General features: G+C 45.5%; 12 protein-coding genes and 1 pseudogene. 3 read left to right on the top strand and 10 right to left on the bottom strand.

What is annotated here, in order from left to right:
• The 3 genes and pseudogenes from AB5026_RS17690 to AB5026_RS17680 all read left to right on the top strand — a co-directional run.
• Positions 1 to 196, top strand: a pseudogene (locus AB5026_RS17690) (hypothetical protein); the annotation flags it as partial.
• Positions 193 to 678 (top strand): hypothetical protein, encoded by a 486-nt coding sequence (locus tag AB5026_RS17685; protein WP_059086727.1) that lies wholly within the window; start codon positions 193 to 195, stop codon positions 676 to 678. The pseudogene AB5026_RS17690 and the gene AB5026_RS17685, both read left to right, overlap by 4 nt.
• Before the next feature lie 4 nt (positions 679 to 682).
• On the top strand, positions 683 to 1744 hold the full coding sequence (locus AB5026_RS17680) for a type IV pilus twitching motility protein PilT (RefSeq protein WP_022426849.1): 1062 nt from the start codon (positions 683 to 685) through the stop codon (positions 1742 to 1744).
• A gap of 171 nt (positions 1745 to 1915) precedes the next feature.
• On the opposite strand, the gene AB5026_RS17675 is transcribed toward AB5026_RS17680, so the two are convergent.
• From AB5026_RS17675 to AB5026_RS17630, 10 genes are all read right to left on the bottom strand, one after another.
• Entirely contained in the window at positions 1916 to 2416 is a 501-nt protein-coding gene (locus tag AB5026_RS17675) for a small multi-drug export protein (RefSeq protein WP_059086725.1), read from the bottom strand.
• A 16-nt stretch (positions 2417 to 2432) separates the two neighbouring features.
• A complete protein-coding gene (gene hisC, locus AB5026_RS17670) occupies positions 2433 to 3491 on the bottom strand; it encodes a histidinol-phosphate transaminase (RefSeq protein ID WP_118752736.1) in 1059 nt (352 codons plus the stop codon).
• Positions 3492 to 3669: 178 nt separating this feature from the next.
• Positions 3670 to 4845 carry an NADP-dependent malic enzyme gene (locus tag AB5026_RS17665; RefSeq protein WP_015526165.1) on the bottom strand — a complete coding sequence of 392 codons (1176 nt, stop codon included), beginning with the start codon at positions 4843 to 4845 and terminating at the stop codon, positions 3670 to 3672.
• Positions 4846 to 4901: 56 nt separating this feature from the next.
• Positions 4902 to 6032, bottom strand: a complete 1131-nt coding sequence (locus AB5026_RS17660) for an Ldh family oxidoreductase (protein ID WP_021652098.1) — start codon at positions 6030 to 6032, stop codon at positions 4902 to 4904.
• 358 nt (positions 6033 to 6390) lie between these two features.
• Positions 6391 to 7125: a FadR/GntR family transcriptional regulator gene (locus AB5026_RS17655; protein ID WP_021652097.1), complete on the bottom strand. Its 735-nt coding sequence runs from the start codon at positions 7123 to 7125 to the stop codon at positions 6391 to 6393.
• A gap of 252 nt (positions 7126 to 7377) precedes the next feature.
• On the bottom strand, positions 7378 to 8979 hold the full coding sequence (locus AB5026_RS17650; RefSeq protein ID WP_368214054.1) for an ATP-binding protein: 1602 nt from the start codon (positions 8977 to 8979) through the stop codon (positions 7378 to 7380).
• A gap of 154 nt (positions 8980 to 9133) precedes the next feature.
• Positions 9134 to 11593 carry a glycoside hydrolase family 3 N-terminal domain-containing protein gene (locus AB5026_RS17645; protein WP_368214052.1) on the bottom strand — a complete coding sequence of 820 codons (2460 nt, stop codon included), beginning with the start codon at positions 11591 to 11593 and terminating at the stop codon, positions 9134 to 9136.
• Between the two features lie 20 nt (positions 11594 to 11613).
• Positions 11614 to 12459, bottom strand: a complete 846-nt coding sequence (locus AB5026_RS17640) for a carbohydrate ABC transporter permease (protein WP_044961860.1) — start codon at positions 12457 to 12459, stop codon at positions 11614 to 11616.
• Positions 12459 to 13412: a carbohydrate ABC transporter permease gene (locus tag AB5026_RS17635; protein ID WP_021652092.1), complete on the bottom strand. Its 954-nt coding sequence runs from the start codon at positions 13410 to 13412 to the stop codon at positions 12459 to 12461. The genes AB5026_RS17640 and AB5026_RS17635 overlap by 1 nt, the downstream gene beginning before the upstream one ends.
• Positions 13413 to 13484: 72 nt before the next feature.
• Positions 13485 to 14760 (bottom strand): carbohydrate ABC transporter substrate-binding protein (locus AB5026_RS17630; protein WP_368214050.1); only part of this gene is annotated, 1276 nt, incomplete at its 5' end.

The following is a 14760-nucleotide window of genomic DNA, read 5'->3' as shown; positions in this document are numbered from 1 at the left end:
GATCTGGTATTATGACCGTAACTGGCAGAGCTGCTCTTCTGGAGAAGCCGCCTGTGAAATGATCCTGGAAACAGATATTTCTTCTTCAGAAAAATCCGGCGAGCTTTCTTTCCGGCAGCTTTCCAACTGCAGTGAGCTTTACCGGATCACCCTGCGTTTTCCTGTTGATGACTACAGAAGGGAGGCTGTACATTGAAACAGAAGCATACGTTTTTTGTAACTGTCGGCATTCCTTCCCTGTTTCTTATCTTCTCTGTGCTGTGTCTCTGTGTACTTGCTCTGCTTACTCTTGGAAGCTCCAGATCCAGTCTTAACACAGCCAGACATTCTATGAAACAGACCGAAAATTATTACACCGGCTGCGCAAGCGCCACAGAAACCGTTTCAGAAATCCGTGATGATCTGGAGCAATACAGGGAAAAAGCTTCCGATGAGACCAGATATTTTTCCATGATACAAACGCTTGCGGACACAAGGAACGATCTCAGCTGGGATTCCCACAGCCACACCCTTTCCTTTTCCGTTGGAATTTCCGAGACACAACAGCTTTCTGTAGTGCTTGAGATTTTTTATCCGCAGAAAAAAAGCTCTTCCGCTTATCAGATCCTGCAATGGAACACAGAGCTTACCGGATTCTGGCAACCTGACAACCACCAGAATGTATTTAAAGGAGAATAAACCTATGGATACCCCTATTCCTGAATTTTTAGCAGAAGCTGCCAACCGGCGTGTCTCTGATATCTTTATCATCGCAGGCCGCCCCCTGGCAGAAAAGATCGACGGTCATCTTTTGGACCGTGGTGACAGGCTGATGCCTGATCAAACAGAAAATTTACTCCGCACCATTTACGGCCTTGCGGAAAACCGCGATATATCCCGTCTTATGGAAACCGGTGATGATGACTTTTCTTTTTCCATTCCCGGTGTTTCTAGATTTCGTGTCAATGCCTACAAGCAGCGTGGTTCCCTGGCTGCCGTGATCCGCGTGATCGCCTTCCGGCTGCCGGATCCTGCAGAGCTTTCCATTCCCGAGGATGTGATGAACATCTCCGAATATACCCGTGGCATGGTCCTTGTTACCGGTTCTGCTGGAAGCGGTAAATCCACCACCATGGCCTGTCTGATCGACAGGATCAACCATACCCGGGAAGGCCACATCATCACTCTGGAGGATCCTCTGGAATATCTCCACCGCCATGATCGCTGTATCGTCAGCCAGCGCGAGATCTGTACCGACACCGAAAGCTATCTAACTTCTCTTCGTGCCACACTACGCCAGAGCCCGGATGTGATTCTTCTTGGAGAGATGCGTGATCATGAAACCATCCAGACTGCCATGACCGCAGCGGAAACCGGTCATCTTGTCCTTTCCAGCCTGCATACTCTGGGAGCAGCCAACACCATCGAACGCATCATGGACGTGTTTGAGCCATCTCAGCAGCATCAGATTGCCCTCCAGCTTTCCATGGTCCTTCAGGCTGTAATCTCCCAGCAGCTGATCCCGGATGTGGACGGACGCAACATTCCTGTTTTCGAGATCATGCGCCTGACTCCTGCCATCCGCAATATGATCCGCGACAATAAAGTACACCAGATCGAAGGCGTGATCTCCACATCCGGTCAGGAGCAGATGCGTTCTATGGACCAGAGCCTTCTGGAATTATATAAAAAAGGCCGTATCACCAGGGATACAGCTCTGAAATACGCTTTAAACGCAGACATGCTGAAGCGCAGACTTATGTAAGGATCTTCTCGGTATACCTCTGCCTGATATGTAAAAACACATAAAAAATCCCTTACCGATCTCTGATATGTTTCCGGAATACAGAACACATATCATTTTACAGATCCGGTAAGGGATTTCTTTATTTTCAATCCGATCTCGATCAAAAAGACATTCCTTCTCTGCGATCGATCAATGCACTACATTTCCTACAATTCCATAAGAAACAATATACATAATGGCACTTGCCATAAAAAGTCCGCACAGGATCGCAATGGAGGATTTTTTGATATCCACCTCAAGAAGAGAGGCGATCAGTGCACCTGTCCAGGCTCCTGTGCCCGGAAGAGGGATTCCCACAAACAGCAAAAGTCCCAGAAATTCATATCTCTTGATCTGGTCACTCTTTCCCATAGCTCTGTTTTCCAGCTTTGTGATCAGACCTCTGAACGTCTTTGTTTTTTTCATCCATTTAAAGATCTGCCGGATAAAAAGCAGGATAAACGGAATCGGAATGATATTTCCCACGATACAGATCGGCAGTGCCTTCGCAGCCGATATCTTCAGCAGAGAGGCTGCCAGAAGGCCGCCTCGAAGCTCCAGTATCGGGATCATAGAAATGATGAACACAGCTCCCTCGGGAGAGATAAACTGTGCAAGGTGGTGTGAAAACCATTGTACCAGTACTTCCATAGTACCTCCTTAACTGTTATTTCTGCAGATATTCCGTCAGGAATTCTACCAGCTTTTTCATCTCCTCATCGGTACCGATGGTGATACGGAGATGATTGTCGATCCTGTCCTTCGGGAAATATCTTACATAGATATGTTTCTCCCTCAGTGCTGCGAAAAGCTCTTTGGCCGGACAGCTCTCATGTGTGGCAAAGATAAAGTTGGATCTGGAATCCTGGAAGGAAAATCCAAGCTTCCTGAGCTCTGCCTTTGTCCACTCTCTTGTTGTAATGATCTTATGGCAGCATTCCTCAAAATATGCCTTATCCTCCATAGATGCCACACCAGCTGCGATGGTTGTACGATCCATGGTATAGGAGTTAAAGGAATATTTCACATCATTGAGATATTTGATCAGCTCCGGATTTCCGAAAGCATATCCGATACGCATTCCTGCCAGAGATCTGGACTTGGAGAAGGTCTGCACAACAAGCAGATTATCATATTTTTCGATCAGCGGCAGTGCGGATGCTGCTCCGAAATCCACGTACGCCTCATCTACGATCACGATACTCTCCGGATTCTTTGCCACGATCTCCTCGATCTCGGAAAGAGGCATTTCCACGCCGGTCGGTGCATTGGGATTAGGGAATACGATTCCGCCGTTTTCACGGAAATAATCTTCCTTACGGATATGGAACTCCTCATCTAATGCCGGGCGCTCATATGGGATCCTTAAAAGATCTGCCCATACATCATAGAAAGAATAAGTGATGTCCGGGAACAGGATCGGTTTCTCTGAATTAAAAAATGTGAGAAAACACATAGCCAGTACGTCATCAGAACCAACGCCTGTAAATACCTGCTCGTCCTTCAGGCCGTAGAACGCGGCAATACTGTGTACCAGGTCTCCTGCTGTCGGATCCGGATAAAGTCTCAGGGTATCGGCATCAAGGGCCTTCAGCGCCTTCTCCACACCCGGAGCCGGTGAATATGGATTCTCGTTTGTATTCAGTTTGATCATGCCTCTCTCATTTGGCTGCTCGCCAGGAGTATACGGCACTACTTTTCGTATATTAGCTTCCCATGGTTTCATGCTGTGCTTAACCTCCTATCATATTCTTTTGCTATTGTACTCACTGCGAGGACATTTGTCAAAGGGTAATACCACCTGTCTGGAAACAAAAAGACACCCGTACCGGGTTACAGAGTACGGGTGTCTGATATATTCTTCTTAATGAAGGGCTGTTTTGGTTCGTATCAGGCGCTTAAGATCAGATACGTGCTACGCCTGTTGCTTTTGCTGCCTCTGCTACTGCTTTTGCGACAGCCGGTCCGACTCTCTTGTCGAATGCCTTCGGAATGATATACTCCGGAGAAAGCTCCTCATCTGTGATCAGATCTGCAAGAGCCTTGGAAGCTGCGATCTTCATCTCATCGTTGATATCACTTGCTCTTACATCAAATGCACCACGGAAGATTCCAGGGAATGCAAGAACGTTGTTGATCTGGTTCGGGAAGTCACTTCTTCCTGTAGAGATAACCTTTGCTCCGCCTGCTTTTGCGTCATCCGGGAAAATCTCCGGTGTCGGGTTTGCGCATGCGAAGATGATGGCATCTTTGTTCATGGTCTTAACCATCTCTGTTGTAACTGCTCCAGGAGCGGAAACACCGATAAATACATCCGCGCCAACCAGCATCTCTGCAAGAGATCCCTGTTTCTTCTGAAGGTTTGTGAGCTTGCTCATCTCTTCCTTAACCGGGTTCATTCCTTCTGTACGTCCCTCATAGATGGCACCCTTTCTATCGCAGAGTGTAACATCCTTGAAGCCTGCTTTCAGAAGAAGTCTGCAGATAGAGATAGCAGCTGCACCTGCACCGTTCATAACGATACGGACATCCTCTTTCTTCTTTCCGACAACCTTCAGAGCGTTTGTCAGACCTGCAAGTGTGATGACTGCAGTTCCGTGCTGATCATCGTGGAAGATCGGAATATCACATTTCTCTTTCAGTTTTTTCTCGATCTCAAAACATCTCGGAGCGGAGATATCCTCAAGGTTAACACCACCGAAGGATCCGGAGATCATGTAAATAGTATTTACGATCTCGTCTACATCATGGCTCTTAATGCAAAGCGGGAATGCGTCTACATCGCCGAATGCCTTGAACAGTACACATTTACCTTCCATTACAGGCATACCGGCTTCCGGTCCGATGTCACCAAGACCAAGAACTGCGGAACCGTCTGTTACAACAAGACACATATTCCATCTTCTTGTAAGCTCGTAGGATTTATTGATATCTTTCTGGATCTCAAGGCAAGGCTGAGCTACACCTGGTGTATATGCAAGAGAAAGGTCGTCTTTATTCTCAACCGGCACTCTTGTAACAACCTCGATCTTACCTTTCCAATCTCCGTGCAGTCTTAATGACTCTTTTGCATAATCCATTTTCTTTTCCTCCTTGGATAATTATGATATATTTCATTTCAAAAGGATTACCTGAATTAATAATTACCATTGAAGAATTTACTGTCCTTCGGAAGCTCATAGCCTTCAAAATAAGAGCCAAAATCAAGCTTCAGATAACTGCAGAGATCAGCAAGCTCTACCATGGTATTGTCGTTGACCGGAATGCCATTCTCTTTTCTGTCTTTTTCAGCAGCTACCTCTTTCTCACCGTGTGTATAGATCCTGTCCTGACCGTCTGCCTTCGGACTCTCCCGAAGTGCCTCAAGATATTCTGAAAAATGCTTGCGGATCGCATCCGGATCTCCGAATGCCGCCGGGTTGATCGCCATAAATCCATGGCAGATACCGGTCTTATCCGGGAATGTACAGCATTTGTCGGAGGTAACGCCCATGGAAAGAATAGAGCTGAACAGCTCACAGAGCATTCCATAGCCATATCCCTTATGGCTTCCGCTGACTTCCTCGTTTCCACCAAGAGGCATGATTCCGCCGCCCTTCTTGGCTACGATGTTTGCAAGTACATCCGGTGCATTATTGCTGGCATGACCGTTTTTGTCAAGTGCCCAGCCATCCGGAAGAGGCTTGCCCATCTTATTATACATTTCCAGTTTACCCCTGGTTACAACTGTTGTGGAACAGTCAAAGAAAAACGGATACGGGTCTGCAGGCATAGCGACTGCGATCGGGTTGGAGCCCAGCATAGCCTTTCTTCCAAAAGTCGGTACCATGATCGCCTCGGAGTTGGTACATGCCATTCCAAGAAGTCCTTCATGGCAGGCCATGTTCGCATAATATCCTGCAATACCGAAATGGTTGGAATTTCGTACACTTACGATTCCCACACCAGTTGTCTTTGCCTTCTCAATTGCCTTTTCCATGGCAAAATGGCTGATCAGCTGGCCCATTCCGTTATGTCCGTCTATCACGGCAGAAATCGGTGTTTCAAAAACAACTTCCGGTTTCGCCTGGGGATGAATAGTCCCCTTCTCGATTCCTTTATGGTAACGAACCATCCTCTGCATTCCGTGGCTCTCGATCCCATACAGATCAGCAGTCAGAAGAACATCTTTAATGATGCTTCCTTCTTCCTCAGAAAAGCCAAACGCTTTGAAAACGTCTCCGCAGAAATGGTTCAGTGTGTCATAACTCCATTTTACATATCCCATAATCGCAAGTCCTTTCTCCTGATATTTCCGGCAGGTTACCGCCCACGCTGTGGCCTGCTACATATTTTATATGATACTGCAGGGGGTACAGTAACCTTCATCCTGTGCTGTCTCGTCTTATGCTGTCCTGCCTCATGCTATCTTACCTTACGCTGTCTAGTCTCATGCTGTCCCAACTTACGCTGTCTCATCTTATGCTGTCTCGTCATGAAGCCTTCAGGATGCTGCCATAATATCAAACTTTTTTGGTATTACCAATACAGTCCCTATTATAGCACGTGGTCTTACCAAAATCAATAGTGGTCTTACCAGATTAACGGGATTTTTACTGAAATTTTATTTAATTTTTTCAGGTGGATCAGCGATGAAATACAAGGCTGTTCTCCCCCTGCTGCTGCGCAATCTCCAGTATATATTTCTCAATGGTTTCCATATGTTCGCGCATCAGCTTCTCCGCCTGGTTCCGGTCTCCGGAAATAATGGCTTCCACCAGCCTTCTGTGCTGGTCATCCACCTCAAGAGCGGAATTATGTTTCTGCATAATATAGGCTCGGGTGCCGGAAATGATCTCCTCTGTCAGCTGCGCTGCCGCATCCAGAACATTATAGATCATAGGATTCCCTGCGATCCTGCCAATCTTCGTATGAAGCTTCTTATCAAGACCTGCACGGGCTTTCTCGTCCTCTGAGCTCTCCAGCTGTGCCAGGATGGAACGCAGATCTAATGCATCCTTCTCTGTACAATTCCCGGCTGCAAGAAGCGCAGCCTCCTGCTCCAGCGCAGAACGAAGTTCCTGTACCTGCTGTACATGGCTGTTATTCAGCTGAAAAAGAAGGGCCAGTGGTGCAGAAAGCCACTGATCCATATTCTCGGTAATATAGTTGGCTCCGCCGCGGACCGTTGTGACAATTCCCATCAGCTCCAGTGCCCGCAGGACTTCACGGACAGCAGGTCTAGAAACTCCCAGTGATTCTGCCATAACACGTTCCGCAGGTAAAGTGTCCCCCGGCTTCAGTTCTCCCCGCCGGATATTTTCTATGATCTGCGCTAATATTCCGTCAAATGCTCGTTCTTCTGTAATCTTTGTAAACATGTCGTCCGTTTCGGCCGCCTTCCTTTATTATTGTGTTGCCTTCCTTTACATAAAAATCCCGGAATATAGACAAGTGGATATTTACCATTCTCAGTCATCATGCAGTTCTGCACCAGATGATCGCTCTGCAGCCATTCAGTCAGTCTGTGCATTTTGACTATTTGCCCTCTCTATTTTCCGGACTTTTATAGTAAATATTATACGATAATTCCCCAATTTAATCAATAGTAAATAATAAATTGGTAAGACATATTATTTTATTCCATTATTGAGAATGTTTTCCACTTCCTCCATCTGGCCCAGAAGCATTTTCTGGCGGTCGTCAAAAAGAAGACCTTTATTATGCCTGTAATACTGGTCAGAACCGTTCTCCCGAATGAACCAGAGACTATAATAGTTGGCATTCAGTTCTGTGATAAATGCCACCATTTCCTGGCTGTCCCCAAAAGCAGCTTCCATGAAGTCGAAGACGTTCTGAAGAGTAAGAGATATTTCGTCGGTTCGGTTTTCGTAGGCTTCGGTTTCGGATCCGAAGAGGACTTTCACAAACTCATAGTTCCTGTTTGACGATGGATCTTCCGATTCTGCTGCAGCACTTCCGCCTCCTGCCAGCTCTGAACCTGATCCGGTTTTATCTGATCCGGTTGATTCCGATCCAATTGATCCCGAGGTTGATTTCAATCCGGACGCATTTTCAAAAAATGACACAACACGTTTCTGTATACGCTCCTGCTGTTTTGTAAGAAGCTCACTCTTTTTGTCCTTTTCAAGATCCGCCTCTGCTTTTTCCATGAGATTTTTTGCTGTGAGGCTGTCCTGATCTTCTCTGAAGTACACCATATAATCATACAGTTTCGTGAGGTAGGCATCGGTAAGATAGCATTCTGTAAAAAGCTCGCTGAGCTTTCCGTTGAGAAGGCTTACAATGCTCAAATGCTCGTCCAGAGAGGCTGTGCGGATCTTACCCAGAGTAATGGGATCCCACTTTCCTTTCAGGATGTCCTCCACTTTATAGTCCGTTCTGTACTTATAATAAAGAGCCAGATAGCCTGCAAAATCCTTCGCGATCATCCTGTGCTGAATGTACTGACTGACCACCTCACGGTCTACGGTTTTTCCAAGGATCTCATAAACCTGGATCAGACGGGAAAGATCCTCCCAGCCTCTGGCTGTGGCAAAGATCTTTCCGTCTACGGTATTCTCCACCCTGTAGAAATTTTTTCTGCGAAGCTCCAGATAGGAGATCACCGCCGGATGAATTCCCTGCTGATAGGCATATTCCTTCCATACATCAAAGTCTGCCTCCACATCGATCTTCTTGATACGGTCCAGAGTGACCACATCGAATTCCCGGACGGATTTGTTATATTCTGGCGGGTTGCCTGCTGTGACGATCACCCAGCCTTCCGGCACCTTCTGGTTTCCGAAGGTTTTTCCCTGAAGGAACTGCAGCATCATCGGCGCTAGTGTTTCAGATACGCAGTTGATCTCATCAATAAACAGGATGCCTTCTTTCAGACCTGTTTTTTCCATTTTGTCGTAAACGGACGAAATGATCTCACTCATGGTATATTCCGTGACAGAAAATTCTTCCTCACCATAATTCTTTTTTACAATAAAAGGAAGTCCCACAGCACTCTGCCTGGTGTGGTGGGTAATGGTATAGGAAACAAGAGCAATCCCGCATTCCCTTGCTATCTGTTCCATAATCTGTGTCTTTCCGATTCCCGGAGGGCCCATAAGAAGGATCGGTCTCTGTCGGATCGCCGGGATCCGGTACTCACCGAATTCGTCCTTTGAAAGATATGCTTCTATGGAATCTCTGATCTCCTGCTTTGCTCGTTTTATGTTCATGGTATTCTCCTTTTCACGGCATATAAAAAACTGCCTGCAGGATTCTCCGCCTAAAACGGGTTGCCTTGCGCGACATCTACAAAAAATATGCCTGAATCCAATGATAAATCGAAAATTGAATTCAGGCAAGTTTTTCACTACTATATAATTTTTTTTATTCTGCTGTCAGTGTGTGTATCAGGTTCAGAATACGTCCCGCAGACATTCTGACAACTTCTTCCGAAAGCTTTCCGTCTTCAAAAGCTTTTCGGATATTTTCTGCATCGGCTGCATTACCAGGCATGATAATATCATTTCCTGCTGTCACGCATTTCCATGGAATACTTCCATCTTCCGGAACCGTTGTATTCCAGTCTGACATGATCACACCGTCAAATCCCCATTCTTTTCGGGCAATGGCTGTACAGAGATCAACACTGTTTGCAGCATGGACACCATTCAGTAAATTATAGGAAGACATGATTGCCACTGGTCTGCTTTCTTTAACTGCAATCTCAAAACCACGCAGGTAAATTTCCCTCAGGGCACGTTCTGATACCTGTGCATCTACGCCCATACGATTATCTTCCTGATTGTTGCAGGCAAAATGCTTAACGGTAACACCGCAGCCAGGTCTGCTCTGCACTCCTTTTGTCATGGCTGCTGCCATGGTTCCGGAAAGCAGCGGATCTTCGGAATAATACTCAAAATTTCTGCCGCACAGAGGGTTTCTCTGAATATTAAGACCAGGTGCTAGCCAGAGATCTATGTGGAATTCTTCCATTTCTTCTGCCACTGCTATTCCAACTTTTTCCACAAGGGCAGTATCCCAGGTCTGAGCCAGTGCAGTTCCAACCGGAAATGCCGTACAGAACTGATAATATCTGTCTGCGTTTTCGTGAGTCTCATCTGTTCTCAGATATCCATTTTCCAGAGATCCAAGGACACCGATTCCATATACTGTGTCTGTTTCTCTGTCTACTTCATAATTCTGCTGAAGTCTCAGTCCTGCCGGCCCATCGGCCATGATCAGTGGGGAAACGCCATATTGCTCATAAAGAGCAGCCGTGGTCTCACCGGCAGAACCAGGAACACGGATTCCTGCCGCCCCCAGATTACTGGAGATTCCAGCAATATTTCCATAAAACAGCGGGAGCAGATCCTTTGCAGGAATCTTATTTTCCGGTTGGCAGGTGCATTCTGTTCTCTTCTCTGGTTCAGGATAATAGATATATCTTCCAATCTTCTCATTCTCTGCCTTCTCTTTCCATTTCAGAGTTCTGGCAGAAAGATTCTGGCGGTCATAAACTTCTTCAGTAATATCAGTCTGGTTCTCAAGGATATTCGTTTTATCCAGGATCACACTCTCCGGCACTTCAAGCATTGCAGCCAGCGTAAGCGATGCAATGCTGTTTCCGACCCAGACAGCATAATAACCTTTTTCAGCAATCCAGGCATGCTGCTCTTCGGAAAAATATGCCAGTGTCTTTCTGTCGATCCTGATTTTCAGCAGTTCTTTTTCCCCCGGCTTCAGAAGTTTTGTTTTTGCAAAGCCAGCCAGTCGACGGTATTCCTTCCCTGATTCATCCTGTGGAAGAGACACATAGACCTGCACGACCTCTTTTCCCGAAAAAGTTTCTCCTGTATTCGTTACCTCTGCTTCAACTTCAACGCCATCCCCTGATGTTTTCATCCCATGGAAGCGTATCTGCATTTCTGTGTAAGAAAGTCCATATCCAAACGGAAACAGCGGTTTTACACCAAAAGTATCAAAATAACGATATCCTGTATAAATTCCTTCCTTGTACTCTTCTCTTTCAAGCTTGCCATTAAGATAGCTGTATTCCTCTGCACACGGATAATCCTCATACCTTCTGGCCCATGTTGCAGTCAGCTTGCCGCCTGGAGTTACCTTTCCCAGAAGGACATTGGCGAGGGCAAGTCCGCCTCTTTGTCCAAGCTGGGAAATATTCAGGACAGCACAGATATTTTCTGTTTCTTCCAGAATATCTGTCAGTTCTACCGGACCGCCGGAATTCAGGATAAGTACTGTAGGAATCTTCTGTGCATCAAGGAACCGGATATCCTCCCGCTCCCGTCTGCTCAGATAATAATCTCCCTCGACCCTGCGCCTATCCTTTCCCTCACCGGAAATCCTGCTTACCACATAGATTGCTGTCTGGGCATCGACAGTATCTTCTGCTGTGACTGCACGGCCTTCCGGCATTGCAAAGGGATTTTCCGCATAAGCATCAAAAGGATTTTCCACAAACTTTGCTTCTTCCAGTATTTTTTCTTTCCATGCCCGGCGTGCTTCTGCGTATATTGACTCATAATTGGCCAGCCATTTCTCGCTTACGATCTGAATACCGTTTTCTTTCAGTCCCTGATAAATAGAAATGTTACTTCTGTTATTCACATCACCGGAACCTGTTCCGCCTTTCACTGTCTTTCCCGCACCGGCGCCGTATAAACCTATTTTCGTGGAAATATTCAGAGGGAGTATTTTTTTATCATTTTTCAGCAGTACAATACCCTCCTCTGCCGCTTTTTCCGAAAGAAGACCGTTTCGTATTTCACGGTCTGACATGCTGTGTTTCTTTGTTCCGCTGTGTTTCCATTTCTTAACTGTCATATCTTACCTGCTACCTTTTGTTATTCTTTTACGCCTCCAAGTGTCACTCCTGCGATGATAAACTTGGAAAGAAGAAGATATACGATAATAATCGGCACAATGGCAACTGTGATCATCATGTAAATCTTACCCATATCAAAATTCATATAATCTGCTCCACGAAGTGTTGCAATCAGGATTGGAACAGTCATCTTGCTTTTAGACTGGATAACCAGAGCAGGAACGAAATAATTGTTCCAGGAGCCTACAAATGTAAAAATCGCCTGTACAGCGATTGCCGGCTTCATGATTGGCAGGACAATACTGTTGAAAGTACGGAATTCTCCGGAGCCGTCAATTCTGGCTGCTTCTACCAGTGACATCGGCAGTGAGGACTGCAGATAGCTGTACATAAAATAGAATACGGCCGGTGACGCAACAGACGGAATGATCAACGGAAGCAGGGAATCATATAATCCCATCTTTGTGATCAGACGAAGGAAGCCCATTGCAGTTACCTGTGTCGGCATGACGAGGATCGCCATGATAAATGTAAACGCTACATTCCTTGCCTTGAAATCATAGGCATAAAGACCATATGCTGTCAGTGAGGAAAAATATGTACATAATACTGCACTGCATCCGGACACGATAATACTGTTAAGAATTCCCCTGAACATCGGAAAGCTTCCGTCATTTGCAACATTCATCAGGTTTTTCCAGAAATATTTTCCAGGAAGAGCAGAAAATCCCTTCTGAAGCTCTGCATGAGAATGAGACGCATTCACGATCAGTACATAAAAGAAAAAGAGACACATAAAGGAAAGAATAATAAGTACCACATGTGCCACGATACTTCTGATCCTGCTGGCTGTCTTATCTTTCATCATTTTGTTTTTCTCCTTTCTGCTCTTGCTCTCTTTTTCGCTGCTTTCTTAGATCCGTCCGGATCATTGTCGTTAGTCATACGATATACAAAGAAGCAGAGGATTGCACTGATAATAAACAGGTATACAGACAATGCTCCGGCCATACCATAATTCTTGCTCTTCAGATGGCTGTTCAGGAACATAATCAGTGTCATGGATGTTCTGTCCGGATTACCCTGTCCGTTTGTGAGGATCTGCGGTACATCAAACATCTGAAGGCCACCGATGATGGAAGTGATCAGAGTATAGGAAAGAATCGGACGAATCAGTGGAAGCGTAATATAGAAGAAACGCTGAATGCTGTTGCATCCGTCCAGATCCGATGCTTCAAAAACATCCATACTGATTCCCATTACTGCTGCCATCAGCATGATGGTCGTGTTTCCGAACCACATCAGGAAATTCATGAAACCTACCAATGATCTTGTTCCCAGAACAGAGCCCAGAAAATCAATCGGTTCCTTTATCCAGCCCAGTGAACACAAAATGGAGTTTACAGGTCCGTTTGTGGAAAACATGGTAAAAAACAGAAGTGCAAATGCTGATGCCATGATCAGGTTCGGCAGATAAATTACAACCTTAAAAAACTGCTTGCCATGAAGCTTCAGCCTGGCATCAGTAAACCAGCATGCAAGCACCAGTGCAACAACGATCTGCGGAACAAATCCGATCACCCAAAGGATCAGTGTATTCAGTCCGTATTTCAGCATGTCAGAATGCAGAAGACTGACATAATTGGCAAGTCCTATAAAATTAGGACCAATCTGCTTGATTCCAGAACGGAAATATTCAAAAAAGCTGTATCTCACTGTATCAAACAGCGGAATCAGCGAAAAGATAAAATAGATCACAAAAAACGGAAGAATAAATATGTATCCCCATTTTCCGTAATTAACGCTCTTTTTCTTCATAATGCTCTTCCTTTCCAGCAAACTGCAGGATCCAAAGATCCTGCAGCATCAACAATTATCCTCATGTGGTATTTATTCCGGCCACTGGATCTCTGTGATCTCCGGATAACGCTCCTGAATAGCTGTCTCAAAGTTGGCTTTTGCTTTGTCAAAGTCTACTTTACCCTGGAAGTAATCACTGAAAGCGTTCTGGATCAGCTCTACACAACCCTGGTCATATGCGGAAAGCGGTGCGATCTTGATATTCTCTGCAACCGGTGCAAAATACTCAAACGGGTTCTGTCCACCAAGGAAATCAGATGCGAAATCTGCATTTGTAGCTGCATCTTTCATACCGGATTTTGTATTTGTAAAATCAGAGTATTCTTTGGAAATCTTAAGAAGATTATCCTGATTTCCCGTCATTGCCAGGATAATATCTTTGACATGTTCCGGATTATCTGTTCCTGTTGCAGCCTGAATGTAAGAGCCACCCCAGTTGTATTCCTGCGGAGGATTTGTAACAGCCCAGTCACCTTCTGCTCCATCCCAGTTTGGTTTCAGAGTAAAGTCGATACCCCATGCCGGGAAGAGGAATGCGAATACCTTGGACTCAGAACTCATTGCCTTGTTCCAGTCATCGTTCCACTGACCTTTTACAGTTTTGTTAAGATAACCTGCATCCAGCCACTCTTTGGAATCTTTTACCCAGTCCATGATCTTTGAATCTACTTTGATCACAGAATCACCGGACTCTACCCACGGATTCTCAATGCTGTTTCCATATAAACGAAAAGTGTCTGCATAAGAAGCAAATGTATAATATCCTTTTTCTTTCAGCTGAGCTGCTGTTTCTTTAGCTGTATCCCAGTCTTTCATCTTCTCGCCAACTTCTTTCGGGTCATCAGTACCGAAAACATCTTTCGCAATGTCACGACGATATACAAGGACACCCGGGCAGCACTGCCATGTGGCGCCTCTCTGTACTCCATCCGCATCAGAAGCTGTTGTTTTCGTGAAATCATACTGATCTGCAAGATCCTTGTCCGGATCAATGCCAAGATCAGTAAGAGGCATTGCAACATCTGCATCTTTGTCTGTATATTTGAACACATAATCTGTCTCAGAAAGGAACATGTCTACCTTATCATCTGCACTTGCATCAGCCTGGTTGAGAAGTGCCTCATCCAGTTTCTGCTGATATACGCCATCCTGGTTCGGATTTACGATCCAGTGGATCTCTGTACCATCTTTCAGTTTTGTAACTGTACCATCTTTGGAAGTGGACTCTACTTCCGGATAAATAGCTTCCAGTCTCTGACGGAACTCATCATTCCAGGAATAAATATTGATCACTTTTCCCTCATCC

The organism is Blautia sp. RTP21359st1_E11_RTP21359_211015 (assembly GCF_040910705.1).
GTDB classification, from domain to species: domain Bacteria; phylum Bacillota; class Clostridia; order Lachnospirales; family Lachnospiraceae; genus Blautia_A; species Blautia_A fusiformis.
This window is presented reverse-complemented; position numbering and strand designations above follow the sequence as displayed.

Bases quoted from the DNA above. Each gene is read 5' to 3' on its own strand.
- AB5026_RS17675 (WP_059086725.1), bottom strand. From the start codon at position 2,416: ATGGAAGTACTGGTACAATGGTTTTCACACCACCTTGCACAGTTTATC.
- AB5026_RS17660 (WP_021652098.1), bottom strand. From the start codon at position 6,032: ATGGGATATGTAAAATGGAGTTATGACACACTGAACCATTTCTGCGGA.
- AB5026_RS17665 (WP_015526165.1), bottom strand. From the start codon at position 4,845: ATGGATTATGCAAAAGAGTCATTAAGACTGCACGGAGATTGGAAAGGT.
- AB5026_RS17640 (WP_044961860.1), bottom strand. From the start codon at position 12,459: ATGAAAGATAAGACAGCCAGCAGGATCAGAAGTATCGTGGCACATGTG.
- AB5026_RS17655 (WP_021652097.1), bottom strand. From the start codon at position 7,125: ATGTTTACAAAGATTACAGAAGAACGAGCATTTGACGGAATATTAGCG.
- AB5026_RS17680 (WP_022426849.1), top strand. From the start codon at position 683: ATGGATACCCCTATTCCTGAATTTTTAGCAGAAGCTGCCAACCGGCGT.
- hisC (WP_118752736.1), bottom strand. From the start codon at position 3,491: ATGAAACCATGGGAAGCTAATATACGAAAAGTAGTGCCGTATACTCCT.
- AB5026_RS17635 (WP_021652092.1), bottom strand. From the start codon at position 13,412: ATGAAGAAAAAGAGCGTTAATTACGGAAAATGGGGATACATATTTATT.
- AB5026_RS17645 (WP_368214052.1), bottom strand. From the start codon at position 11,593: ATGACAGTTAAGAAATGGAAACACAGCGGAACAAAGAAACACAGCATG.
- AB5026_RS17650 (WP_368214054.1), bottom strand. From the start codon at position 8,979: ATGAACATAAAACGAGCAAAGCAGGAGATCAGAGATTCCATAGAAGCA.